This window comes from Embleya sp. NPDC050154 (genome assembly GCF_044460165.1).
GTDB lineage: Bacteria > Actinomycetota > Actinomycetes > Streptomycetales > Streptomycetaceae > Embleya.
In genome coordinates this window covers 38940-62379 of the sequence record NZ_JBITJP010000002.1, presented here as the reverse complement: position 1 = coordinate 62379, position 23440 = coordinate 38940, and the positions used below count along the sequence as shown (strand labels likewise).

General features: G+C 72.1%; 20 protein-coding genes. 8 read left to right on the top strand and 12 right to left on the bottom strand.

Annotated features, from left to right (window positions below; genetic code table 11):
• Positions 1 to 282: 282 nt before the first annotated feature.
• From ACIBSV_RS04065 to ACIBSV_RS04055, 3 genes are all read right to left on the bottom strand, one after another.
• Positions 283 to 774 carry a hypothetical protein gene (locus tag ACIBSV_RS04065; RefSeq protein WP_395859377.1) on the bottom strand — a complete coding sequence of 164 codons (492 nt, stop codon included), beginning with the start codon at positions 772 to 774 and terminating at the stop codon, positions 283 to 285.
• Positions 775 to 970: 196 nt separating this feature from the next.
• Complete coding sequence (locus ACIBSV_RS04060; protein ID WP_395859376.1) at positions 971 to 1858, bottom strand: CAP domain-containing protein; 888 nt, start codon at positions 1856 to 1858, stop codon at positions 971 to 973.
• A 22-nt stretch (positions 1859 to 1880) separates the two neighbouring features.
• Entirely contained in the window at positions 1881 to 3518 is a 1638-nt protein-coding gene (locus ACIBSV_RS04055) for an ABC-F family ATP-binding cassette domain-containing protein (protein WP_395859375.1), read from the bottom strand.
• 84 nt (positions 3519 to 3602) lie between these two features.
• On the opposite strand from ACIBSV_RS04055, the gene ACIBSV_RS04050 reads away from it, so the two are divergent.
• The gene (locus tag ACIBSV_RS04050) at positions 3603 to 4349 is read left to right on the top strand and encodes a PIG-L deacetylase family protein (RefSeq protein WP_395859374.1); all 747 of its coding nucleotides are present in this window, start codon (positions 3603 to 3605) and stop codon (positions 4347 to 4349) included.
• Positions 4350 to 4383: 34 nt separating this feature from the next.
• Positions 4384 to 5058 carry a hypothetical protein gene (locus tag ACIBSV_RS04045; RefSeq protein WP_395859373.1) on the top strand — a complete coding sequence of 225 codons (675 nt, stop codon included), beginning with the start codon at positions 4384 to 4386 and terminating at the stop codon, positions 5056 to 5058.
• A 109-nt stretch (positions 5059 to 5167) separates the two neighbouring features.
• Here the strand turns inward: ACIBSV_RS04045 and ACIBSV_RS04040 are convergent, their stop codons facing one another.
• The 6 genes from ACIBSV_RS04040 to ACIBSV_RS04015 all read right to left on the bottom strand — a co-directional run bounded on the left by ACIBSV_RS04040 (position 5168) and on the right by ACIBSV_RS04015 (position 13374).
• On the bottom strand, positions 5168 to 6349 hold the full coding sequence (locus ACIBSV_RS04040) for a DegT/DnrJ/EryC1/StrS family aminotransferase (RefSeq protein ID WP_395859372.1): 1182 nt from the start codon (positions 6347 to 6349) through the stop codon (positions 5168 to 5170).
• On the bottom strand, positions 6340 to 7830 hold the full coding sequence (locus ACIBSV_RS04035) for a hypothetical protein (RefSeq protein WP_395859371.1): 1491 nt from the start codon (positions 7828 to 7830) through the stop codon (positions 6340 to 6342). Before ACIBSV_RS04035 ends, ACIBSV_RS04040 begins: the two co-directional genes overlap by 10 nt.
• A 95-nt stretch (positions 7831 to 7925) precedes the next feature.
• Positions 7926 to 8966: a GNAT family N-acetyltransferase gene (locus tag ACIBSV_RS04030; RefSeq protein ID WP_395859370.1), complete on the bottom strand. Its 1041-nt coding sequence runs from the start codon at positions 8964 to 8966 to the stop codon at positions 7926 to 7928.
• A gap of 41 nt (positions 8967 to 9007) precedes the next feature.
• The gene (locus ACIBSV_RS04025) at positions 9008 to 10111 is read right to left on the bottom strand and encodes a glycosyltransferase (protein WP_395859369.1); all 1104 of its coding nucleotides are present in this window, start codon (positions 10109 to 10111) and stop codon (positions 9008 to 9010) included.
• On the bottom strand, positions 10111 to 12030 hold the full coding sequence (locus ACIBSV_RS04020) for an AAA family ATPase (RefSeq protein ID WP_395859368.1): 1920 nt from the start codon (positions 12028 to 12030) through the stop codon (positions 10111 to 10113). The genes ACIBSV_RS04025 and ACIBSV_RS04020 overlap by 1 nt, the downstream gene beginning before the upstream one ends.
• A gap of 147 nt (positions 12031 to 12177) precedes the next feature.
• The gene (locus ACIBSV_RS04015; protein WP_395859367.1) at positions 12178 to 13374 is read right to left on the bottom strand and encodes a glycosyltransferase; all 1197 of its coding nucleotides are present in this window, start codon (positions 13372 to 13374) and stop codon (positions 12178 to 12180) included.
• A gap of 129 nt (positions 13375 to 13503) precedes the next feature.
• Here ACIBSV_RS04015 and ACIBSV_RS04010 point away from each other — a divergent pair, with 129 nt between their 5' ends.
• From ACIBSV_RS04010 to ACIBSV_RS03985, 6 genes are all read left to right on the top strand, one after another.
• Positions 13504 to 14661, top strand: coding sequence for a glycosyltransferase family 4 protein (locus tag ACIBSV_RS04010; protein ID WP_395859366.1), 1158 nt, complete (start codon positions 13504 to 13506; stop codon positions 14659 to 14661).
• Between the two features lie 152 nt (positions 14662 to 14813).
• Positions 14814 to 15905, top strand: a complete 1092-nt coding sequence (locus tag ACIBSV_RS04005) for an ABC transporter permease (protein ID WP_395859365.1) — start codon at positions 14814 to 14816, stop codon at positions 15903 to 15905.
• A complete protein-coding gene (locus ACIBSV_RS04000) occupies positions 15895 to 17118 on the top strand; it encodes an ABC transporter ATP-binding protein (RefSeq protein WP_395859364.1) in 1224 nt (407 codons plus the stop codon). The genes ACIBSV_RS04005 and ACIBSV_RS04000 overlap by 11 nt, the downstream gene beginning before the upstream one ends.
• A 6-nt stretch (positions 17119 to 17124) precedes the next feature.
• Positions 17125 to 18396, top strand: a complete 1272-nt coding sequence (locus tag ACIBSV_RS03995; protein WP_395859363.1) for a glycosyltransferase family 4 protein — start codon at positions 17125 to 17127, stop codon at positions 18394 to 18396.
• The gene (locus ACIBSV_RS03990; RefSeq protein WP_395859362.1) at positions 18393 to 19469 is read left to right on the top strand and encodes a glycosyltransferase family 4 protein; all 1077 of its coding nucleotides are present in this window, start codon (positions 18393 to 18395) and stop codon (positions 19467 to 19469) included. Before ACIBSV_RS03995 ends, ACIBSV_RS03990 begins: the two co-directional genes overlap by 4 nt.
• A 45-nt stretch (positions 19470 to 19514) precedes the next feature.
• On the top strand, positions 19515 to 19961 hold the full coding sequence (locus tag ACIBSV_RS03985) for a globin (protein ID WP_395859361.1): 447 nt from the start codon (positions 19515 to 19517) through the stop codon (positions 19959 to 19961).
• A 121-nt stretch (positions 19962 to 20082) separates the two neighbouring features.
• Here ACIBSV_RS03985 and ACIBSV_RS03980 read toward each other — a convergent pair whose 3' ends face one another.
• The 3 genes from ACIBSV_RS03980 to ACIBSV_RS03970 form a co-directional block, all read right to left on the bottom strand.
• Complete coding sequence (locus tag ACIBSV_RS03980) at positions 20083 to 21234, bottom strand: glycosyltransferase family 4 protein (protein ID WP_395859360.1); 1152 nt, start codon at positions 21232 to 21234, stop codon at positions 20083 to 20085.
• Positions 21231 to 22307, bottom strand: a complete 1077-nt coding sequence (locus ACIBSV_RS03975) for a GNAT family N-acetyltransferase (RefSeq protein WP_395859359.1) — start codon at positions 22305 to 22307, stop codon at positions 21231 to 21233. Before ACIBSV_RS03975 ends, ACIBSV_RS03980 begins: the two co-directional genes overlap by 4 nt.
• 72 nt (positions 22308 to 22379) lie before the next feature.
• A complete protein-coding gene (locus tag ACIBSV_RS03970) occupies positions 22380 to 23306 on the bottom strand; it encodes a polysaccharide deacetylase family protein (protein ID WP_395859358.1) in 927 nt (308 codons plus the stop codon).
• Positions 23307 to 23440: the final 134 nt, after the last annotated feature.

Sequence of the window (23440 nt, the reverse complement as noted above, 5' to 3'; positions counted from 1 at the left end):
GCGTCCGGCCCGCCGGCGAGGCGCCGAGCGGTGGAATCCGGCCGGCCGTGCGACCCGTCGACGACGTCGTGGACCTTGCCGAGCATGTCCTCGGCGGCGATCCACGGTTGTCGTTCGTCGACGTGCCACGACGCGGTCTCGCGTACCGAGACGCCGGCCCCCGCCTCGATCCCGGTCGCGATCCCTCCGGACTCCACCCGCTCGGCGAATGCCTCGCCGGACGAGCGGACAGGTCACACACTCGGGCGGCCGGGCCGCCCGGTTCGGTTCATGGGGTACCGGTCATCCGATGTGGATCGCCCGGTGTTGCCCGCTTTTGTCGTAGTAGCCGGGACCGGCCACCAGAGCGGTGCGGAAGTACAGGCCCTCGCCGACGACGCCGTTGTTGTTGCCGTGTCCGGGCACGAACGGCTGCCACAGGGCCACCAGCAGGTCGGGGGCCACCAACGAGGCCCCCTCGGTCTCCACCCGGACGGGTGTCAGTTCACCGAGCAGTCGGGTGACGTCGACGGCCGGCGTACCGAAGACGTCGACGCCCAGACACAACACCGTGTCCGCGAAGTCGTCCTCGGACCGGTGCACCTCGATTGCCTCGACCAGTCCGTCCTTGTCGCTCACCACATGAATCGAGAGGTCCGCACCGAAGTGGGCGAACCCACGAGTGCGTCCCGACAGATCTCCTCCGAGTTCGCGCAGAGCCGCCTCTGCCTCGTCCATGGACATGCCGATCTTGATCGGCCCTACGCCGTAAGGCGGATCCAACTCAAGCTGCACGTGATCTCCCTCGCCTCGAACAACCGAGTATGGCGCACCGTCATCGGGCTTCCTCGCACCCGGTTGCCGGTTCGGCGGGGGAGGGCGGCCGGGTGCCCGTACCCGGACGGCAACGCTCCCGTCGGGGCCGGCGTCGGCCTCGGCTTTGTACCCGTTCGGGCCAATCCGGGAAGCTTCGACACCGGCTCCGGGAGCGCTATCGCGGGGTGCCGAAGACCTGGGTCCACGAGGTGCCGTAGGTGCCGCCGGTGACATACCCGACACCGATCTCGGTGAACTCCGGAGTGAGGATGTTCTTGCGATGGCCGGGACTGTCCATCCAGCCCTGCACCACCTCGGCCGGCGTGCGCTGTCCGCACGCGATGTTCTCCCCTATCCGGCTGTAGAGATAGCCCGCCGCGATCGCCCGGTCCCACGGCTCGCGGCCGTCCGGATCGGTGTGCGAGAAGAACGCGCGGTTGATCATGTCCGCGCTGAACGCCTGTGCGCACGCGGTCAGTTGTGGCTGTGGCACGAGGGCGCGCAGGCCGTGCCGGGCCCGTTCGCCATTGGTCAGCTCGACCACCCCGCGCTGGAACTCGGAGAGCCCCGACGGGGTTTGGGTCTGCTCCTCGACCTCGACCCCGAAGTCCCGGGCGATCCCGGCCAGCCCGTCCGCGTAGCCCTGGCCCAGCGCGCGCACCTTCCAGCCCGCACCGCGCCGGTAGATCTCGGCCAGCAACAACACCGTCTCGGCGCGCGGCCGAGGCGGGGTGAACCGCGCCAGCAGTGTGCCGCTCGCACCGGTGAGCGTCATCGCCGGCGGCGGCAACTCGCCCAGCGTGTGCGTGGTGTCGGCGGGACTGATCACCACCGTCACGCGCGTGGCGCCCGCCCGCAGGCCGGTCGGGTCCACCGTGACGGTGTCCCCGCCCAGCCGTACCCCCGGCGCCGAGACCTGGTTGAAGAAGACGAAGTCCGCGTCGCCGGACACCCGTCGGTCCTCACCCGTGATCAGCGCGGAGATGTCGAAGGGGCCGGGCACGCGTACGCGCACGACGCCGCCCGGCAAGGATTGGTTCGCACCCGGCGGCAGTTCGTTCATGACCTCGGATTCTAACGACGGATCACACCTCGGTGACCCGGCCGTCCGCGACTTCGATCCGCCGGGTGGTGCGCACCGCCTCCAACATCCGCCGGTCGTGGGTGACCAGGAGCAGTGTGCCCTCGTAGGACTCCAACGCGGACTCCAACTGCTCGATCGCGGGCAGGTCCAGGTGGTTCGTCGGCTCGTCCAGGACCAGCAGGTTGACCCCCTCGGCCTGGAGCAGGGCCAGGGCGGCGCGGGTGCGCTCACCCGGGGACAAGGTCGCCGCCGGGCGCAGCACGTGCGCCGCCTTGAGCCCGAACTTGGCCAGCAGCGTACGCACATCGGCCGGGAGCAGGTCCGGGACCACCGCGCAGAACGCCTCCAGGAGCGGCAGGTCGCCCAGGAACAACCCGCGCGCCTGGTCCACCTCGCCGACCACGACACCCGAACCCAGTGAACCCCGACCGCCGGTCAACTCGGCCCGTCCGAGCAGCGCCGCCAGCAGCGTCGACTTGCCCGCGCCGTTCGCGCCGGTGATCGCGACCCGATCCGCCCAGTCGATCTGCAACGTCACCGGACCCAGCGTGAAGCCGCCGCGCTCGACCACCGCGCCGTGCAGCGCGGCCACCACCGCGCCCGCGCGCGGCGCCGCGGCGATCTCCATCCGCAGCTCCCACTCCTTGCGGGGCTCCTCGACCACCTCCAGGCGCTCGATCATCCGCTCGGTCTGGCGGGCCTTGGACGCCTGCTTCTCGCTCGCCTCGGACCGGGTCTTGCGGCTGATCTTGTCGTTGTCGGTGGACTTGCGGCGCGCGTTGCGGGTGCCCTTGTCCATCCACCCGCGCTGCATCCGGGCCCGGGCCTCCAGGTCGCCGCGCTTGTCGGCGTACTCGTCGAACTCCTCGCGCGCGTGTCGGCGGGCCACCTCGCGCTCGGCCAGGTACGCGTCGTAGCCGCCGCCGTAGCTGCGGATCTGCTGCTGGGCCAGGTCCAGTTCGACCACCCGGTCCACCGTCCGGGCCAGGAACTCGCGGTCGTGGCTGATCACCACGGTGCCCGCGCGCAGCCCCGTGACGAACCGCTCCAACCGGTCCAGCCCGTCCAGGTCCAGGTCGTTGGTCGGCTCGTCGAGCAGGAACACGTCGTACCGGCTGAGCAGCAGCGACATCAGCCCCGCGCGCGCGGCCTGGCCGCCGGACAGCGCGGTCATCTCGCGATCCAGGTCCACCGCCAGGCCCAGATCCGCCGCGACCTCCTCGGCCCGCTCCTCCAGGTCCGCGCCGCCCAGGTCCAGCCAGCGATCCAGCGCGATGCTGTACTCGTCGTCGGCGCCCGCGCGGCCCTCGACCAGGCCCTCGGTCGCGGTGTCGAGCGCGGCCTGCGCGGCGGCGACCCCGGTGCGCCGGGCCAGGAACGCGCGCACGGTCTCGCCCGGGCGCCGCTCCGGCTCCTGCGGCAGATGGCCCACCGACGCGGTCGGCGGGCTCAACTGGATCGCTCCCGCCTCCGGCTCGGCCAGCCCGGCGAGGAGCTTCAACAGGGTGGACTTGCCCGCGCCGTTCACCCCGACCAGACCCACGACGTCGCCGGGGGCGATCACCAGGTCCAATCCGGAGAACAGGACACGGTCACCGTGTCCGGCGGCAAGGTCTTTGACGACGATCGTGGCGCTCATGAGGATACGAATCCTATCGGCCGCTGAAAGGATGACGACGTCCGTGTAGCACCGGCCCGTGCGGCCACCTGGGAAGGACCACGCATGACCACCGAACCCCGGCCCGAACGGTACGAGGCGCTGCCCGAGGACTGGGAGCGCGCCGTCGCCATCGTCGCGCACCCCGACGACCTCGAATACGGTGCCGCCGCGGCGATCGCCCGCTGGACCCGGCAGGGCAAGCACATCACCTACGTCATGGTCACCAGCGGCGAAGCCGGTATCGACGGACTCGACCCGGACGAGTGTCGCCCGCTGCGCGAGGCCGAACAGATCGAGTCGGCGCGCATCGTCGGCGTCGACACGGTCGAGTTCCTCGGCTACCCGGACGGCGTGATCGAGTACGGCCTGCCGCTGCGCCGCGACCTGTCCCGCGTGGTCCGCCGGCACCGGCCGGAGATCGTGATCACCGGCAACTTCCGCGACACGTGGGGCAGCGTCTTCCTGAACCAGGCCGACCACATCGCGGTCGGCCGGGCGGTCGTGGACGCGGTACGCGACGCGGGCAACCGGTGGGTGTTCCGCGAGCTGCTCGCCGAGGGCCACGAGCCGTGGGGCGGGGTGCGCGCGGTGTGGGCGGGTGGCTCGCCGCAGTCGCGGCACGCGGTGGACACCACCGAGCACTTCGCGATCGGTGTCGCGTCGCTGGAGGCACACGCGGCCTATCTGGCGGGGCTGGGCCAGGGGCAGATGGCGGACGCGGGGGAGTTCCTGGAGGGCATGGGCCGGGCGGCCGGCTCGCGGCTGGGCACCCCGTTCGCGGCCGCCTTCGAGGTCTTCCCGATGGGCTGAGCAGGGGCCGATCGGGCCTCGATACGCTGCGTGAATGATCGGTTTGCAGCATCTTCCCGGCCGGGCCCTCGCCGTATGTGCGGCGGGGGTCCTGACTCTCACCGGACTCGTCGCGTGCAGCGGCGACGGTGACGACGCCGCATCCTTGTCCTCGGGGCGGTTGAACATCGAGAAGCTTCGACAGGCGGTCCGGCCGATCAGCGAGAACGGCGCCCTGCCGTGCCCGCTGCCGTACGACGTCGCCGCGGCGACCGCGAAGATCCACCTGGACGGCGCGGTCACCCCGGGCGAGCCGGTCACGACCGCTAGCGAGGGGTGGTCCGACGACGAGGCCGCGGCACGCGACCCGTACTCGAACCTCACGCCGACTCAGCGGGCCAACGGCGTCGAGGTGACCTGCTCCTACCGGGTCGGCGCGGCGAAACTGGACGTGGCCACGTACGCTTCGCGGCGCGGGCACCCGGTCATGATGGCCCTGCCGATCATCCAGCGCGACGCCGACGCGGCCGTGCAGGACCTCAGCGCGTTCGCCGACAAGATGGCCACGATCGGGCCGCACCAGGTGGTCCCGGTCGGCAACGGGCATGTGGCCGCGGTCCGATTGAACGTGAACGGCCCGGGCGTGGCCATGCTGCAGGTCTCCTCGGAGACGCTGACGCCCGCTCAGATATCGGACCTGGCCGGCGAGTTCGCCCGGCAACTCGACTGAGCGAGCGCCGCCGGCCGTTCACCCACCCTCTCCCGACGGTGGCCCCGACGGGAGGCCCCAGCGCCGGCCGGGTCGAACGCGCACCGGCCGACGCTTCGGGCGAGGCCGCTCAGACGGAGGCGATCCGTACGTCGGCGGCGTGCTCGTGCAGCCGGATCACCGTGTCCGCGACCCGGCGCACCGTCGGCTCGTCCATGTGCGACCACAGCGGAAGGGTCAACACCCGGGAGGACACGTCGTCGGTGATCGGCAACGGCCGCGCGGGCAGGTGGGCGTACGCCTTCTGCCGGTTCACCGGCGGGTGGAAGTAGCGGCGCGAGTCGATCCCGTCCGCCTTCAGCGCCCGGGCCAGCGTAGGCGTGTCCAGGCCGAACGTGTCCGGGTCGACGACCAGCGTCAGGTCCTTCCAGGTGGACACGTCGCCGTCGGCGAGCACCGGCAGCCGCAGCCCCGGCACGTCGGCGATCGCGTCGGCGAACACACCCACCAGGTGCGAGCGGGCCGCGACCCGCTCCGGCAGACCGCGCAGCGACACCAGCGCCAATGCGGCGTGCAATTCGGACATCCGCGCGTTCAGTCCAGGGAACAGGCAGTCGTAGTCGCCCGGGTTGCCGTACCCCCGACCCAGTCGGCAGGCCTGTGCCAAGCCCTCGTCCCGGGTCGCGATCAACCCGCCCTCGCCCGCGGTCACCACCTTCGTCGGGCTCAGCGAGAACACCTCCGCGGCGCCGAAGCCGCCGATCGGGGTGCCCGCCCGCCGGCTGCCCAGCGCGTGCGCCGCGTCGTAGACGATCGGCACCCCCGCGTCGTCCGCGACCTTCGCCAACTCCTCGACGCGACACGGCGTCCCGTACACGTGCGTGGCCATCAACGCGGACGCGCCCGACTCGGCCAGCAGCGCGGCCGCGTCGGTCGCGTCCAGGGTCAGGCTGTCCGGGTCCACCTCGGCGAACACCGGGGTGGCCCCCGCCCAGTGCGCCGCGTGCGCGGTGGCCGAGAAGGTGAAACCGGGCATCGCCACCGACCCGCTCACCCCCAACGCCTGCAAGGCGAGCATCAACCCGCTCGTGCAGTTCGACACCGCCACCACGTACGGCACCTCCAGCCGCGCGGCCGCGTCCTCCTCCAACTCGCGCACCGTGGCACCGTCGGTCAACCGACCGCTGGTCAGGATCGTGTCCAGCCGCCGCGCCAACTCCTCCCGCTCGGGCACATGCACGCGCGTCAGCGGCAGGCCCTCCGCGAACGTCGCGTCCCCACCGAGCACCGCCGGCTTGCCGGTCACCGCCATATCGCATCCCCCCTGGACTCACCGGGATTCCCCGGACTGATCGAACTCGTCTCCCCACCACCGGAATCGGCCGCGAGGGGCGTCGCGTGCCGCCCCATCGCCCGCCGCCGCTTCCGCTCCGAACTCCCGCCCTTCTCGGTCTCGGTGCGATCCGGCTTCGACACCGCGAGCAACACCAGGACGAACGGGAACACCTGGACCCGTTCGCGGGTGAGGATGCCGAAGTTGCGGATGTTCGCGAACGCGAGCGCGAACACCAGCGTGTAGACGATCACGAAGGCCACGTAGGGTCTTCGGATCAGCAGCCCCGGGATGCGTTTCAACCGGGGGAGCGCGACCACGAACAGGCCCATCAGCACGACGCCTTCCAGCGACGCGACCAGGGCCTGGATGTTGTGCGCCTCGAACGGGAACGGCCGAAAGAGCACGGTCACCAGCGACTGCGGCAACGCGGCCGGTGAGATGGACAGCGCCGCCGAATCGTCCACCGCCTGGGCCGAACCGCCCTGCGCGGTCTGGGTCTGGGTCTTGGCGATCACCTGGTTGGCCTGCGCGGCCCCGATGCCCGGCGTACCGAAGAAGGTGCCGACCTGCTGGAGCGCGAGCACACAACCCACCCCGAGCACCAGGATCCCGAAGCCGGCCCGCAACGGGCCCAGCGCGGAAGCCTGTTGCGGACGATTGCGGAGCAGATAGCCGACACACAGCCCGCACAGCAGCAGCACCGTCACGTGCGGGCGCACCATCGTGGTGCCCACCGCCCCCAGGATCAGGAACACGAACGCCCCGCGCCGGCGCACCAGGAGCAGCGCCACGCCGTAGGCCGCCAGGCCCAGCGTGAACATCATCCACGTGTCCTTGCCGATCCCGGAGGGCCAGAACAGCAGCGAAGGCAGGAAGAACAGCAGCTTGCCGTAGCGGCGCCGATCGCCGTCCGGATAGGCCACGTTGAACGCGCGCCAGAACAGGTACAGACCCCAGAACCCCAGCCACGAGTAGACCAGGTAGCCGGCCAGCAACGACTGCCCGACGATCGCGTACACGATCCCGGTGACGATCATGATGAAACCGGTGCCGATCACCTTGCGACCGATGTCCACGGTGAAGTCGCCGTCCCGGAAGTGCGGCGCGATGGCCCGCCCGACCAGGTCGTAGGTAGCCGCGTCCGCGCGCCCCTCGTAGAGCACGAAGGACATCCAGTACCGGGCGAAGCACGCGAGCAACTTGGCGACCAGCGCGCCGATCACCAACCGCCGTACCCATGGCGGCTCGTCGCGGGAGAACCGGGACAGCAGCGGCACGCTGATGGTGAGCAGCAGCGGGAAGACGATCAGCGCGCCCCACGTGTCGTACGGGCGATACTCCATCGCCCACGCGAACACCGAGACGTAGAAGCCGACCGCGGTGAGCGCGAGCAGGGAACCCCATGGCAGCCGCGACGGAGGCACCCACCGGGCGTACGGCGCAAGACGGGACGACAACGGAGCTCCTTGCAGGGACGGCGAACCGGTGCGGCGTCGGGCGGCGGTGCCGCGGGGACCGGTTCGGACCGGTCCGGCGGCGGCTCGCCGGCTGGCTAGAAGACCTCCAAGTCCCCCAGGGAGAGCTGCCACGAGCGCAGGTCGTGGACGTCGATCGGGTGCGGGTGCACGGTGCGCGCGACCAGCAGCATGCCGGTGCGCGGCGGTGTGGCGTACCCGGCGTAGCGGGCGGCCCTGGCCGCTTCCGAGCCGCGCGCCAGATGGGTGGCGACGTGGTCGCACCCGGACATGGCCACCCCGGAGAACAGCTTGCGCGCGGTGTCGCGGTCGCCGGGGCGCACCACCATCTGGGACAGCGTGAACTCGACCAGCGGGCCGCGCAGACGCGGGCGCCCGAACACCACGCCGGTCAACTCGCCGTTCTTGTACGAGGCCACCACCCGGTAGTCCAGTCCGGGCGCGTCGCCGTAGCGCCAGCGCAGGAAGTCGCCGGTGAGCGCGGTGCGCAGCTTGTCGTGGCCGATCGCCGCGTCGCCCGCGTCCGCCTCGGCGACCAACTCGTCGAAGCCCACCGCCGCCTTGGGATCGGAGAAGAACTGACGAGCAGTCGGAAAGCGGCACCGGGCCGCGGGATCCTCCGAGTTCCAGGACTGCGAGGTGCCGGAGAGATCTCCGGTGGCGCGCAGCTCCTTGAGCCCGCGCGCGAAGGCGATCGGCCGGATCGGATGCAGCGAGACCGGTACCTTCCCGACCTCGTGCCAGCCCATCCGCAGATAGCCGGGCAGGCTGTTGCCGTTCGGGGTGTTGAACACCAGCGAGGTGTCCACCTCGATCCGCTCCAGCAACTCGGTGGTCAACCGGCGGAACAGACCCCGGCCCTGGACGTCCGGGTGGGTCGCGGTGTCCACCGCGCGCACCGCCCGGACCACCTCGCCACCGAGCACGAACTCCCAGCGCAGGAAAAGCCGTACCGCGACCACCCGGCCGTCCGCCTCGGCGACCAGCCCGGGACTTGCACCGAACGGGTTGTCCCTGTGCTTCCATCGGAAGAACTCCGGGGTGCGCTCCCCGGTCGGCCCGCCGGACAGCGCGTCGCCCAACAGGGCCAACACCCGGGGTTCGTCGTGTTTGCCCAACTCTCGGACGGTGAAAGGGTAACTCCCGACCTCTGGCCCACTCACCGCGATCCCTCCAGCACTCTCGCGTACACGTCCTCGATCCGCCGCTGCGCCCCCGCGACGTCGAACTCGTCCGAGCGCTCGGCCGCGGCCTCGCCGCACGCGCGCCGACGCGCGGGTTCGGCGGCGAAGGCCACCAACGCGTCGGCGAACGCCGCCGGGTCACCGGCCGGCACCACCGCGCCCTCGACCCCGTCGGTGACGATCTCCGGCATCCCGCCCACCGCGGTCACCACCGACGGCAATCCGACCGTCATCGCCTCCATCAACGAGACCGGCAGCCCCTCCTGACGCGAACTCAGCGCGAACACGTCGAAGGCCGGCAACAACGCCGGCACGTCGCCGCGCGACCCGGCGAAGACCACCGAGCCCTTGAGGTCGGGCCGGCTCGCCCGCTCGCGCAGGGTCGCCTCCAGCGGGCCGGACCCGATCAGCACCAGGACCGCCCCGGGATGCCGCTCCAGGACCAGCGCGTGCGCCGCGAGCAGGCCCAACTGGTCCTTCTTGGGCGTGAAGTTGGCCACCGAACCGACCGTGAACGCGTCCTGGTCCAGGTCCAGCGCCTGCCGGGCCCGCTCGCGCGCGCCCGGGCCGGCGAACGCGTCGCCCAGGTCCGGGCCGTGATGGATCACCGTCGGCACGGTGCCGCGCCGCAGTCGGGCCGGCTCGATGCTCTCGGCCACGGCCGCGGAGACCGCGATCACGCCGTTGTTGCGCCGGTACGTCCAGGCGTTGGCGATCCGGGTGAGCCGCCGGTAGCGCGGCCACATGTTGTGCTCGGTGTGCACGATCGGCACCTTGCCGGAGAACATCCGAGCGGCGACCGCCGGAACCGGCATGTGGGTGTGGATCAGGCCGTACTCGCGCGCCCGCAACAGCGCGCGCAGCCGCACCGGCCAGACCCGCCCGCCACCCAGGCAGTGCACCGTGATGCCCAACTCGCGCAGGGCCGGCACCAGCGCGTCCTTCCACGGCAAGACGTAGGCGACCTCGACCTCGTAGCGTTCGTCGTCCAGTCGGCGCGCGCAGTTGACCAGCAACTGCTCGGCGCCACCGCGCCCCAGACCCTTGGCGAGCCACAGGACACGAACGCGGTCACCCATCAGCGATCCTCCGAGCCGAGTTCGACGGTGGACCACGTATCGAAGTGCGGTCCCAGGTGCGCACCGTCGCCGGAGCCGTTGTGCAGCGCCCGCTCCGCCGCCGACTGGATCCGGAAGCCGGAGTCCGCGTCCTCGGCCGAGCCGATCGGATCGGCGCGATGCGCACCGCGACCGCTCGCGGCCGACTCGGGTTCACCCTCGGTCAGTTCGCCGCGCTTGGCCCAACTGGGCGCGGGACGCTCGACGTCCTCGTCCGCGTCGGGGGTCGGCTCGGCCGAGCGACCGCGCAGCACCAGGCTCGCGCCGGCGCCCATCCGGCCCACCGCGCCGGTGCGCGGACCGCGCTTGAGACCGCCACCCATCGACCGGGTCGGGTCCACCCCCAGCAGCGTGACACCGGCGATCGGCACCCCGGTACGGGTCAACAGCTCGCCCACCCGGGAGGCCTGATCGGCCGTCAGGTTGCCGCTGCGGGCCACCACCAGCATCGCGTCCACGTGCTGCACCAGGTCGTTGGTGTCGTTCGCGTAGAGCAGCGGCGCGCTGTCCACCAGCACCACGTCCGCGTGGTGCCGGGCCCGCTGGACCACCTCGCCCGCGCGCAACAGCAGTGCGGCCGGATAGGCGGCCGGGGCTCCTGCGGTGATCACCCGCACGTTCGGAATGTTCGTGCTGCGCACCACGTCCCCGAGGTCGATCTCCTGCTCGGCGAGCAGCACCTCGGACATGCCCTTGCCCGGCTTGGCGCCGAGATACAGGTGGGTGGCCGGATTGCGGAAGTCGCAGTCCAGGACCAGCACCGAGCGGCCCGCCTCGGCCAGCGCCGCGGCCAGGTTGGCCACCGTGCTGGTGCGCCCGTCGCCCGGGCGCGGCGACACCACCAGGATCACCGGCGCCGGGTCGCTGATCCGACGCACCGGCATCGCGGTGCCCCGGGTCTGCCGGGGGTCGGTGCCGCCGAGTCGATAGGCGAGCCCGGGCGGGCCGGACAGCAGCAACGCCGAGCGCAGCGTGCGATAGGCCTCCGCGACCGGACTGTCCGGTCGACCCGCGACCAGCACCGCGTGTCCCGCCCGCTGGCGCCGGGTCGCCCGCGGTACCTCGGCGATCACCGGCAGGCCGAACGCGTCCTCCAACTGGATGCGCCCGCGCAGCCGTACGTCCATCCGGTCCACCATCAGCGCCGCGATCAGCCCGAGCGCGAGCCCGAGCGCCGCCGCGAGGGCGATCCGCAACGGCCGCGAGGTGGGCGCCAGGATGCTCGTGGTGGAGTCCGGCGTGCTCTTGAGGCCGTCCATCACCTCGACCTTGGGGTCGTTCAGCGGGTTCACCAACTCCTGCTGTTGACCCACCAGCGTGGTGTACTGCACCCGCTTGGCGTCGAACTCCGCCTGGAGCGTTGCCTTCTTGCCCACCGGCGCGTTGGTGGTGCTCTTCTCCAGACCGTCGATGTCGGTCTTGAGCTTGTCCAACTGGGCGGTCATGCTGTCCGCCTGACCCTGCCGGGTCCTGCGCTGCGAGTCGGCGAACGCGGACACGGTCTCCTGCGCCCACGCGGTGGCCAGTTCCTCGGCCACCTTGCGGGTGGGCGCCTTGGCGGAGATCTGGACCAGGCCCAGGTCCGGGTTGAGCTGCGAGGTGACCTTGGACGCCAGCACGGCCGGATCGGGGTTGTTCAGCCGCTTCGCCACCCGGCGGGCCACCTCGCCGCCGTCCGTCATCAGTTGTACGGGCGCGAGGTTGAACTCCTTCGCCGAGTTCGGCGCCGGCACCACGTTGACCGAACTGGTCCACTGGTTCCCGGTGCCCTTGGGGTCCGAGGGGGTCAGGATCAACCCGGCGAGCAGTCCGATCGCGAGACACGCGAGCACCAGCGGCCAACGGCGCTGGAGAACGGAGAAGTAGCTAGAGGTTTCCACCGGTCCCCCTCCGGTTCGAGTTGCCGCCCCGAGAGCGGACCGCGGGGCAGGCCAAACGTAGAGCAAACGGGGTGCCGAACGACCCCAGGACTGTGCCGGAAGTGTGGAGATTCCGTCGAGATCCGACCGGACGTGTTCGGGTGGCGGTCACCGCACCGGACCTGACGACACGTCACGGCCGGCTCGCGGGTCGAGTGCCCGGGCATAGAACGCGACCATCCGGTCGCAAACGCTGTCGATCGTGTACTCCTCGCCGAAACGTCGATACGCCGCCTCCGTGCGTATCGCGGTCTTCTCCCGCTCCGTCAGGGCCGAGACCAGCGCCGCCGCCAGCGCCTCGGGCGAGTCCGGCGGCACCAACGCCGCACAGTCGCCCGCCCCGGTGATCTCGCGCACCGGAGGCAGATCGCTGGTGACGATCGGCGTCCCCACACCCATCGCCTCGATCAGCACGCTGCCCAACCCCTCCCAGCGCGAGGGCAGCACGAACACATCGGCCGCGCCCATCAGATCGGGCACGTCGTCGCGGTGTCCCAAGAACCGTACGGGCTCCGCCGCGCCGGCGGAATCCCCGATTCCGCCGGTCTCGGCGGCCAGTCGGCGCAACGACTCGGTGCGACCACCCGCCGGACCGGCCAGCAGCAGGACCGCGTCCGGCACCTCGGCACGCACCCGGGCGAACGCGGTGATCAGTACGTCCAAGCCCTTCTGGTACTCCTGCCGAGCGGCCGTCACCAGAACCGGGACGTCCGGCCCCAGGCACAGCGCGGCCCGAGTGCGCTCGCGGCGCTCGCGGGCGGCGGCCAGCGGTCGAGGATCACGCCCGCGCGGCACCACGTCGATCCGCGACCGGCGCACCCCCAGTCGGCGGGACATCACACCGGCCACGTGCTCGGTCAACGCGTGGAACCGCCGCACGCCGCGCGCGCTGGCCGCGTCCAGGCCCTGGGCGGCGCGCAGCTTCCACGGCCGAATCCCGGGCTGATCCCGCATCTCGGCACCGTAGGAGTTGTTCACCAGGCTGGAGACCACCGGAACACCGCTGGCCAGAGCGGCGATTCGCCCCGCGATGTCCGCCTCGTACAAGGTCGTGTGCACCAGGTCCGGTCGGCGATCGCGGATCACCCGCGCCAGCCCGCGTGCGGAACCCGCCCGCGAATTCCGGTGCACGCCGAACAGCGTCACCCCGGCCTCGGCCAACTCCGGTTGAAATCCGTCCAGATCCAGGAGATACGCGATATCCAGCGTGATCCCCCGACGAATCAGCTCCGGGGCCATCGCCACCGCCGCCCGCTCGGCGCCGCCGACCCGATCCACGCTGTCGATCACCTGGAGCACGTGCACTGCATCACCTCTGCCATCCCCCGCCAACTCCCCGAAAAACGCCGACCACAGGGCGCCCCCACCCCTCACGGCTGAGCATGTCATCGATACGCCCCCGGCGGGGCGGGATTCGTGACAACCTGTCACCTCATGGGGACAACGACGGACCGGCGTGGGGTCCTGCACGTCGTGACCGACCCCCGACGCCGGGGCTCACAGGCGTTCGCCCACGACCTGGACGCCGCGCTGCGCGACCGCGGCCGTGCGTCGTCGGTCGTCGCGCTCGCGGGCACGGGCGAGATGGACATCCCGGTGCTCGGACCGGGCCGGCTGCACCCGCGCACGCTGCGCGAACTGCGCCGCCGGGCCGCGGGCGTGGGCCTGGTGATCGCGCACGGCTCGACCACGCTGGACGCCTGCGGGATCGCACTCGCCGGGACCGGGACACCGTTCGTCTACGTCAACATCGGCGACCCCCGACACTGGGCCCGGGACGCGCTGCGCCGCGCCCGGGTCGGGCTGATGCTGCGCCGGGCGGCGGCGATCGCCTCGGTGTCGCCGATGGGCCGGGACGTGCTGCTGCGCACCTACCGGTTGCCCCCGGATCGGGTCCGGGCGATCCCCAACGGACGGCGACCGGAACGCTTCCTGCCGCCGGAGGGCGACGACCGGGCCAAGGCTCGCGCCGAGTTGGGGCTGCCGGCCGGCGCGCGGGTACTCGCGGTGGTCGGCGCGCTGGCCGCGGAGAAGCGGGTCGCGCTGGCGATCGAGGCGTTCGCGCTGCTCGAGGACGGCGAGCGGGACACCGCGTCGGGTGCCGTCACCGAACAGGCCGAGACCGAGGCCACCGAGCGCGAACGGCCCTTGTACCACCTGCTCGTGGCCGGGGAGGGCCCCGAGCGGTCGAGCCTGGAGGCGCTCGCCGAGCGGCGCTCGCCCGGGCGGGTCGCCTTCACCGGCAACCTGGCCGACCTCGGCCCGGTGTACCGGGCCGCCGACGCGCTGGTGTTGTCCAGTACCAGCGAGGGTGTCCCGGGCGTCCTGGTCGAGGCGGGCCTGAGCGCGGTCCCGGCCGCGGCCACCGATGTGGGCTTCGTGCGCGACGTGGTCGTGGACGGGGTCACCGGCGCACTCGCCGACGTCGGCCCGGGCTCCGGCGACCCGCGGGCGCTGGTCGCCGCGATCCGCCGGGTGTTGGCCGACCGGGACGCCATGGGCCGGGCAGCCAGGGAGCGTTGCCTGGAACGTCACGCGATGGACACCGTGGTGGACGCGTGGATCACGCTGCTGGACGAGCGGAGCCGGTGACCGCCCGCAACCGCATGGTGGGGAAGAGGTAGGGCGGGAGCGCCGGTTCCCGAACGGCCGAATGCGACTCGTGGGGAGATCGCATGTGCCAAGGTTGTTGTCGAACCAGGGAGGGGGAGTCCGTGGGGGAGTATGTGGGGGGTGCCGTCGGCATGCCCGGCGACGGCTTGGGCCGGGTCGACGGTGTCGGCCGGGTGGGCCGGCACGCGCGGCCGGGCGGCAGTGTCGACGAACCCGCCGACCACCGAACACACGTCAACGGAGCGCCCGACGCGGGCCACGGGGGAGCGACCACGCCGACCATCGACAGTCGCACCGGAACCGGACGACACGCGGCCCCGCAAGCGGGCGTGGGCAGCGGTACGGGCCGGATCGCCGCAGCGCAGGCACCCGACCCCGAGATCAAGGGGCCACCACCGGAACTCAAGTTCAAACGCCGCACCAGCCTGATCCGAGGCGTCCGCGAACTGTGGCACTCGCGCGAACTCGTCCGCACGCTGGCCGAGCGCGACCTCAAGGCCCGCTACAAACAAGCCGTTCTCGGCTTCGCGTGGGCGATCATCACGCCCGTCCTGCTGATGGTGGTGTTCACCGTCGTCTTCCAGCGGGTGGGCAACCTCAGCGACACCGCGCACAAGTACAACGTGCCCTACCCGCTGTTCAGTTACCTGGGCCTCCTGCCGTGGACCTTCTTCATGTCCTCGGTGACCCAGGGTTCGTCGTCGCTGGTGTCCAACGGGCCGCTGCTGAACAAGGTCTACTGCCCGCGCGAGGTCTTCCCGTTCGCCACCGTGATCGTGGCCACCGTGGACATGCTGATCGCCTCCTCGGTGCTGGCCGTGCTCTTCGCGGCGTACACCACACCACCCGCGGCGACCAGTTGGGCGCTGCCGATCCTGCTGCTGATCCAATTCGAGGTCACCCTCGGCGTGGTGCTCGTGTTGTCCGCCGCGGTGGTCTACTTCCGCGACATCAGACACGTGCTGCCCCTGCTCATGCAGATGGGCATGTTCGCCACCCCGGTCGCCTACGGCATGGACCAGATCACCAAGGACTGGCTGCTCCCGTACGTGATCCTCAACCCGCTCGCCGCGGTGATCGACGGCTACCGGCGCGCGATCCTGTACGGACAACAACCCGACTGGGAACTCACCGGAGCCGCCGCCGCGTCGGCCACCGTGCTCCTGTTCGTGGGATACAAGATCTTCAAGAAGCTCGAGGCGGGGATCGCCGATGTCGCCTAGCCGCACCACGACCATGGCCGCGCCGGGCAAACCGGGAACCCTCCCGCTGGGCACCATCCAGGCCCAGCACCTGTGGAAACGCTTTCGCGCGGACAGCCAGCGCATGCTGCTGCGGGACAACCTCGGCCGGATCGCGCGCAAGCTCTCCGGCCGCGACCAGGCCGACTGGCGCTGGGCCTTGCGCGACATCCACATCCACATCGACCCCGGCGAGGCGGTCGGCCTGATCGGCTCCAACGGGTCGGGCAAGTCCACGCTGCTCAAGATGCTCACCGGCGTGATGTACCCCTATGCCGGCCGACTCCAGGTGCGCGGCCGGGTCGGCGCGCTGATCGAGGTCAGGGCGGGCATCCACCCGGACCTGACCGGGCGTGAGAACGCCTTCCTGTACGGCTCGTTGCTGGGTCTGAAGCGGGCCGAGGTGGCCAAGCGGTTCGACGACATCGTGGACTTCGCCGAGTTGGGCACCGCGATCGACCGGCAGGTCAAGTGGTACAGCTCCGGCATGCAGATGCGGCTCGGCTTCGCGGTCGCCGCGTTCCTGGAACCGGACGTGCTCCTGGTCGACGAGGTACTCGCCGTCGGCGACGCGCTGTTCCAGCAGAAGTGCCTGGACCGGATGCGGGTGGTGCTGGAACAGGGAACCACGCTCGTCCTGGTCTCGCACGACCTCGCGTCGGTCGAGTCGATCTGCACGCGCGGAATCTGGCTGGAACAGGGCGAGATCCGCACCGACGGACCGATCCGGCAGGCGCTGCGCGGATATCGCGACAGCGTCGAGGAGGAGACCGAGGCCCGCACCCGCACCGACGAGGCGATCCGGACCACGTACGTGGACGTACGCGGCGTGGAGACCGCCGGCCCCACCACGAACCGCTCGATGGTGGTCGAGGCGGACTTCGCGGGTGACTACCGCGGACCCGCCACGGTCCACATCGGGGTCACCGAGGGCACCGCCAGTCCGGTCTTCACCACCCGGCGGGACGTGCAGTTCGGCTGGTCGGGCAACCGGGTCAAGTGCACGCTGGACCGACTGCCGCTGCCGCGCGGGCGCTACGCGCTGTGGATCGGGGTGTACGACCGGGACGGCCATCCGCTCACCGCGTGGCATCCCGCGAAGCAATTCGACGTGGCCGGACCCGAGCTGGACACCCCGCCGCGCGCGGTCGTGCTGGCCGCGCCGGTGTACGTCGACCACACCTGGGAGGGGTGAACGAGCGTGCGCATCCTGGTGTGTCCGCACGACATGCAACTCGGCGGCAGCTCGATCAACGCCGTGGACCTGGCCCGCGCGGTGCGCGACCTGGGCCACGAGGTGTGGGTGATGGGTCGTCAGGGCCCGCTGCGGCAAAGGGTCGCCGCCGCCGGGCTGCCGTTGCTCGCACTGCCCGAGCGGGCGCACGTGCGGCCCTCGCCCGCGGTTTCCCGGACGATCGCCGCGGCGGTGCGCCGCCATCGGATCGACGTCGTGCACACCTACGAGTACTGGCCACTGGTCGAGGCGTTCCTCGGCGCGTTCGTGCCGCGCGGCACGCCGGTGCTGGGCACCGTCATGTCGATGGGCAGCCTGCCGCCGTACTTCCCGCGCACCGGCGTTCCGCTCACCGTGGGCTACGGCGAGCTGTACGAGGAGACCGGCGAGCTGCGCGGCCTGGAGGGCGCGCGGGTGCACCTGCTCGAACCGCCCGTGGACACCGCGATCGACCACCCGGTCACCTCGGCGGTCAACGGCAGCGCGCCCGACGTCGACGTGGACGCGTTCGCCGCCGAGCACGGGCTGCTCAAACCCGCGCCCACGGTGGTGATCGTGTCGCGACTGGCCAAGCACCTCAAGCAGGAACACCTGGAGCGCACGATGGACGCCGTGGCCCGGCTGTCCCCGGAGGTCTCCGGGCTGCGCCTGGTGATGGTCGGTGGCGGCTCCATCGAGGGTGAACTCCAGGCCAGGGCCGCCGGGCTGAACGCTGCCCTGGGCCGGCGCGCGATCGTGCTCACCGGCGAGATGGCCGACCCGCGCCCGGCCTACGCGCTGGCCGACATCGTGGTGGGCATGGGCAGTTCGGTGCTGCGCGGGATGGCCTTCGGCAAGCCCACCGTCGTGGTCGGCGAACAGGGCTTCAGCAAGCCGGTGACACCGGAGACGATCGGCGACTTCGACGCGCTCGGCTTCTACGGCCTGGGCGCGGGCCGGGAACCGGTCGAGCGGGATCCGCTGGTCGGCCAACTCGGCGCGCTGCTACGGGATCAGGCCGAACGCGAGCGGATCGGCACCTGGTCACTGGACCTGGTGCACGAGCGATTCGCGCTGGAACGCCAGGCCGAGCGAGTGGTCGAGTGGTACGAACAGGCCCGCACCGCACGGCCGGTCGTGCGCGGCCGGGTGGGCGAGGCGGTCCGGGTCGGCGGCCGACTGGTCGGCTTCAAGGCGACCCAGCGCGGCCAGGCCCTGCGCCGGCGGACCCGCGACCGGCGCGGGACCGCGACCGGATGAGCGAGCCGACCGGCCTGACCATGCTGCATGTCGGGGCGTTCTCCGGCTCGGTGCCGGCGCTGCGCCGGGCGCTGGCGGAGCGCACGGCGGTGCGGGCGCACGACTTGATGCCGCTGGCCCGCGCACCGGGCCTGGCCGGCGCGCGGCTGCGGGCCGTGCGCGAGGCGCGCCGGGCCGGAGCGGGGACGCCGTGGACCAAGACCGACGCCTGGACGGCGGCGCTGGACCGACGAGTGCGGGCCCGAGGGCTGCTCGGTGTGCGCGACCCGGTGCTGATCGTGCAGACGCTGCCCGCGCTGGTGCCGCCGGCGGGGGTGCGCTACGGCGTGTACACCGACCGGGTGGGCCTGGAGGGCGCGGCGGTCGGCGGTATCCACCGATCCCGGTACACGGCAGGGTGGTTGGCCCGGGAGCGACGGCTGCTCCTGGGCGCGCACCGGGTGTTCGTGATGGGCCCCAGCACGGCGGACGTGCTGGTCACCGAGTACGGCCTGGCGCCGGACCGGGTGCACGTGGTGGGCGCGGGCACCAACGTCGACCCGGCCGCGGCGGACCCCGGGCCGCGCGCCGCGGATCCGCCCCGACTGTTGTTCGTGGGCACGCAGTGGGAGCTCAAGGGCGGCCCGATCCTGCTCGAGGCCTTCGCCCGGCTGTACGCGCGCGACCCGCGCCGGCGGCTGACCCTGGTCGGCAGTGGCCCGGACGGCCCACCGCCGCCCGGGGTGCGGGTGCTCGGCCGGGTGCCGCACGCGGCGATGGGCGCGGCGTACGACGCGGCGGACGCGGTGGTGATCCCCACGCACATGGAGGCGTTCGGGATCGCCCTGGTCGAGGGTCTGACCCGGGGCCTGCCGTGTGTGGCCTCCACGGTCGGCAATCAGCCGTGGATCGTGGGTGACGCGGGAATCACCGTGCCGCCGGGGGATGTTGACGCGCTGACCGACGCTCTGGCGCGGCTGGGCACCGACTACGCCGGCTTTCGCGACCGAGCGCTCGCGCGAGGCGTGGAACTGCGCGCGACGATGACGTGGCCCGCGGTCGCCGATCGCATCCTGGCCGAACTCGGCAGGTAACGGGTAGTTGACAGCCGGCCCCCGCGCTGTCTGGGATGAGGGGCCATGGAGACGCTTTTCGAGCACGCGGGCGGACACGCAGGTCTGCGCCGGTTCATCGACATCTTCTACGGCAGCGTCCTGACCGACCCGCTGCTTCAGCCCCTGTTCGGCGCGGGACGCCCGGAACACGTGGACCACCTGACCGCCTTCACCGCCGAAACCTTCGGCGGCCCGGACGACTTCAGCCGGAACATGGGCGGCTTCCCGCATCTGATCGAGGTGCATCGCGGCCTGCGGATCACCGAGGAACAGCGCCAACGCTTCGTCGACCTGTACCTGGCCGCCGCCGACGCGGCCGAACTCCCCGCCGACGCACCGTTTCGGGAGGCGCTGCGCTCCCACGTGGAGTTCGGTACGCAGGTGGCCAAGCAGAACTCGCACGCCGAGACCGACGAACAACTGCACCCGCTCCGCGAAGTCCCGCACTGGGACTGGCCGGGCACCGGCTGACCCGCGCGCCGACGCGGCCTGCTCCGACCCGAGCCGGTCTTGCTCGTGCCCGTTCGCGCAACCGGGCGCGCGGTCGGGCCGGGCCGGGTCGACCGCCCCCCGGCCCGGCCCCGCCGTCCACCTACCCCCGGCGACGTCGCAGCGCCGCGCGCTCGTAGACCTGGGCGAAGCCGTCGAGCATGTGTTGCCGGGTGAAGCGCGCCAGCACCCGTTCCCGGCTCGCCGCGCCCATTCGGGCCCGCAGCGCGTCGTCGGTGAGGAGTTCGCGGCACGCCATCACCAACCCGCCCCGGTCGCCCGCGCGCAGCAGCCGGCCGGTGACCCCGTCCGCGACCACGTCGGTCACGCCGCCCACCGCGGTGCCGACCACCGGTACGCCCGCCATCATCGCCTCGGCGACCGCGAGCCCGAAGCCCTCGTAGTGCGACGTGGACAGGAACAGGTCGGCCGCGTCGAACGCGTCGCTCAGCCGCGCCAGGGGCGGGACCACCCGGACCTGCTTCCCGACGCCCAGCTCCGCGATCAGCGCCGGGACCTCCGGCTCCTGACGACCGATCACCAGGAACACCACGGGCGGACCGGCGTCGCCGAGCTTGCGCACCACGTCCGCGCCGACGCGCACCATCAGCGGGATGTTCTTCTGCGGAGCCCGGCCGACACCGACCACCACCAGCGCCTCGGCCGGGATGCCCAACTCGGCGCGCAGCGCGACCCCGGCCGCCGGGTCCGGTTGATGGACCGGGACACCCAACGGCACCAGGGGGATCCGCTCCGGCCGCCACCCGACGATCGCCGCCGTGGCGTCCCGGACATGGGTCGAGTGCGCGAACGGGCGGAAGCCGGCGGCCTTGACCATGCCGACCTCGATGCCGTTGGTCAGCCGCGAGTGCAGACCGTCCTTGAGCGGCTCGTGCACCTCCAACACCCGGGGGAGCCCGGGGGAGCCGAGGGCGGCGGGCAGCGAGAGCCGGGCCGTTCCGCTGTGCGCGTGCAGCACGTCGGGCCGCAACTCGCGGACGCGGCCCGCGATCCGCATCCCGAGCCGGATCTCGTCCGGCGGCCGGGTGGGACCCTCGTGGTCGAGCGAATGCACCGTCACATTCGGCCCCAACTCGCCGAGTTCGTCCTCCTCCCAGGCCGGCCTGGCGATGATCGCGTGACAGTCGAAGCGCTCCGGGTCGAGCCCGGCCAGCACCTGTCGGCTCACCTGCGGGATCCCGCCGCCGACGCTCAACCGCCACACCACGTGCACGAGCCTGATGCGGTCCTTCACGCTTCCCCCCGAACCGGCCGAGACCGGCGATCCCGGACCCGGCGGGCCGCGGACTTGGCGCCCAGCAGCGCACCGCCCGGCCCGCGGGCCACCAGCCATGTCGTGTCGTAACGATCCGTCGCACCGAACCGGTGCTTGAACTCCTCGGCCCCGCGCAGGAAGTCGAAGGTGCGCACGTCGCGCGCGGCGAGTGCGGTGAGCGTCTCGTGGAAGAGCACCGTGCCCAGGCTCGCCTTCGCGTACGCCGGGTCCCAGCCCAACTGGTAGTAGGCGAAGGTGTCCTGCCACAGGAACCCGTACAGGATTCCCACCGGCCGGCCCGCCGGATCGCGTGCGACCAGCGCGCACGGCCCGCGACCGGCGTCCGAGCGCGCCGCGAGCGCCGCGTGCAGCGGGCGTCGGGTCGCGTCGAACGCGCTCGATCCGCCGATCGCCTCCCGCCGCGCCCGGTGCAGCCGCAGCAGGTCGTCGAAGAGTTCGGCGGTCATCGCCTCGGGCGACACCCACGTGAACGTGACCCCGTCCTCGGCCAGCCTCTTGGCCTTGCGCCGCACGCCCTGCCGGTGCCGCGCGGAACCCAGCGCGGCCGGGTCGGCGGGCATCACCGGGCACGCGGTGCGCTCGATCTCGCGCGCGCCGGGCGGCAGGAACGGATCACCGGTCGTGGCGTCCAGATGCGGGAAGACCATCGTGCGCCGCCGGGCGAGCGAGGCCAGCCACGCGCGGACGTCCTGATGCCGGCGCGGATCCACGGCGAACCCGCAGTGGTCGGCGGCGCCCGGCCCGGTGCCCAGCAGCGTCCAACTCGACACGCCGCCGGGCAGCCGCGGGTGCAGCCGCTCACGGGTGCGCAGCAGCGGCACCACCGCCTCGGCGCCGCCGTCCTCGGCGCGCCACACCGCCACCACGACCCGCCCGGCCTGGTCCCGGCCCAACGACTCGGTCCAGCCCAACACCCAATCCGGCGTGGTGAAGTACGACGTCCCGGGCGTCGCGGCGACCAGCGCGCGCCAGGACGGAACCAGTGCCGCCAACTCGCCGGGCGAGCGCAACAGCGTGGGCAGAGCAAGCACGGTGATCCCCCCGGATCTCTCCGTCGATCGGACCCGTCCCGCCGGCCCGAACAACCCGCCGATTCAAGCAGGTCAACGTCCGCCGCGCAGCGCGTGTACGGCCGGATGCAGCCCGGACAGGATCGTCGCGAACCGGTCCGGACGGGTGTTGGACCCGACCCGCAGGCGGGAGATCCGCAGCGGATGGTCGGGCAACCGGGGCCCGAGCCGGTGATCGAAGAGGAACGCGGTGCGGTAGCCGAGTTCGGCCAGCAGTCGTTCGGCCCGCACGTCCCAGTTCCCGTTCGGATACGCGAACGAGCTCGGCGCGCGACCGAGCAGCGTGGTCAACCGCTCGTGCGCGTCCACCACCTCGGCCCGCACGTCAGCGTCGGCGCAACGGTCCAGCAGCGGATGCGTGAGCGAGTGGTTCTCCACCCGCACCCCGCCCGACTCCAGGGTGCGCAGGTCCGCGCCGGTCAACTGCGGGGTGTCCACCGCCTCGTGGCCCGCTCGCAGCGCGGCGAGCAGGCTCAATCGCCGTTCCTGCGGCACCGTCTTGAGATACGCCACCCATCCGCTCGGCGAGCGCTCCGGCTCCCCGGCCACCCGTGCCCCTGCGGCGACCAACCGGTCCGCCTCGTGCCACCAGAACGGCGTACGCGAGTCGATCGCCGACGCCACCACGTAGGCCACGCCCGGGACGCCGCGCTCGCGCAGCAGCGGCAGGCCGTGCTCCAGGATGCTGCGCTCACCGTCGTCGAAGGTCAACAGCACGGCCTTGGCGGGCAACGCGCGCCGCTTCTCCAGCGCCGACTCCACCTCGTCCAGGGACACCGGCCGGGCGACCCGACGCAGCCGGTCCAACTGCCGTGCGAACGTGCCCGGATCAGAGATCCCGTGGTACCCGAGCACCGCCAGTCGCAGCCGGGCACGGCGAACGAACCACACCTGCGCCGGAGACCGCCGCAACAAAGCGTCGCCCCCGGCCCGTACCGACCCCACCATCGAACCGCCCACCCCAGCCTCCCCAGCCACGCGGCTCCCGCTGCCGGAACCGTAACAGCGGGGTCACCTCCCGTCAGCCGGTCACCGAACGTCCGCCCGCCGGTCACATCCGGGCAAGACCACGGACCCCGGATATCGGGGAACAT

Excerpts from the sequence above, each read along its gene's own strand:
- ACIBSV_RS04045 (WP_395859373.1), top strand. The coding sequence starts at position 4,384 with ATGATCGGTTTGCAGCATCTTCCCGGCCGGGCCCTCGCCGTATGTGCG.
- ACIBSV_RS03985 (WP_395859361.1), top strand. The coding sequence starts at position 19,515 with ATGGAGACGCTTTTCGAGCACGCGGGCGGACACGCAGGTCTGCGCCGG.
- ACIBSV_RS04005 (WP_395859365.1), top strand. The coding sequence starts at position 14,814 with ATGCCCGGCGACGGCTTGGGCCGGGTCGACGGTGTCGGCCGGGTGGGC.
- ACIBSV_RS04040 (WP_395859372.1), bottom strand. The coding sequence starts at position 6,349 with ATGGCGGTGACCGGCAAGCCGGCGGTGCTCGGTGGGGACGCGACGTTC.
- ACIBSV_RS03990 (WP_395859362.1), top strand. The coding sequence starts at position 18,393 with ATGAGCGAGCCGACCGGCCTGACCATGCTGCATGTCGGGGCGTTCTCC.
- ACIBSV_RS04055 (WP_395859375.1), bottom strand. The coding sequence starts at position 3,518 with ATGAGCGCCACGATCGTCGTCAAAGACCTTGCCGCCGGACACGGTGAC.
- ACIBSV_RS04060 (WP_395859376.1), bottom strand. The coding sequence starts at position 1,858 with ATGAACGAACTGCCGCCGGGTGCGAACCAATCCTTGCCGGGCGGCGTC.
- ACIBSV_RS04000 (WP_395859364.1), top strand. The coding sequence starts at position 15,895 with ATGTCGCCTAGCCGCACCACGACCATGGCCGCGCCGGGCAAACCGGGA.
- ACIBSV_RS04010 (WP_395859366.1), top strand. The coding sequence starts at position 13,504 with ATGGGGACAACGACGGACCGGCGTGGGGTCCTGCACGTCGTGACCGAC.
- ACIBSV_RS04050 (WP_395859374.1), top strand. The coding sequence starts at position 3,603 with ATGACCACCGAACCCCGGCCCGAACGGTACGAGGCGCTGCCCGAGGAC.
- ACIBSV_RS04025 (WP_395859369.1), bottom strand. The coding sequence starts at position 10,111 with ATGGGTGACCGCGTTCGTGTCCTGTGGCTCGCCAAGGGTCTGGGGCGC.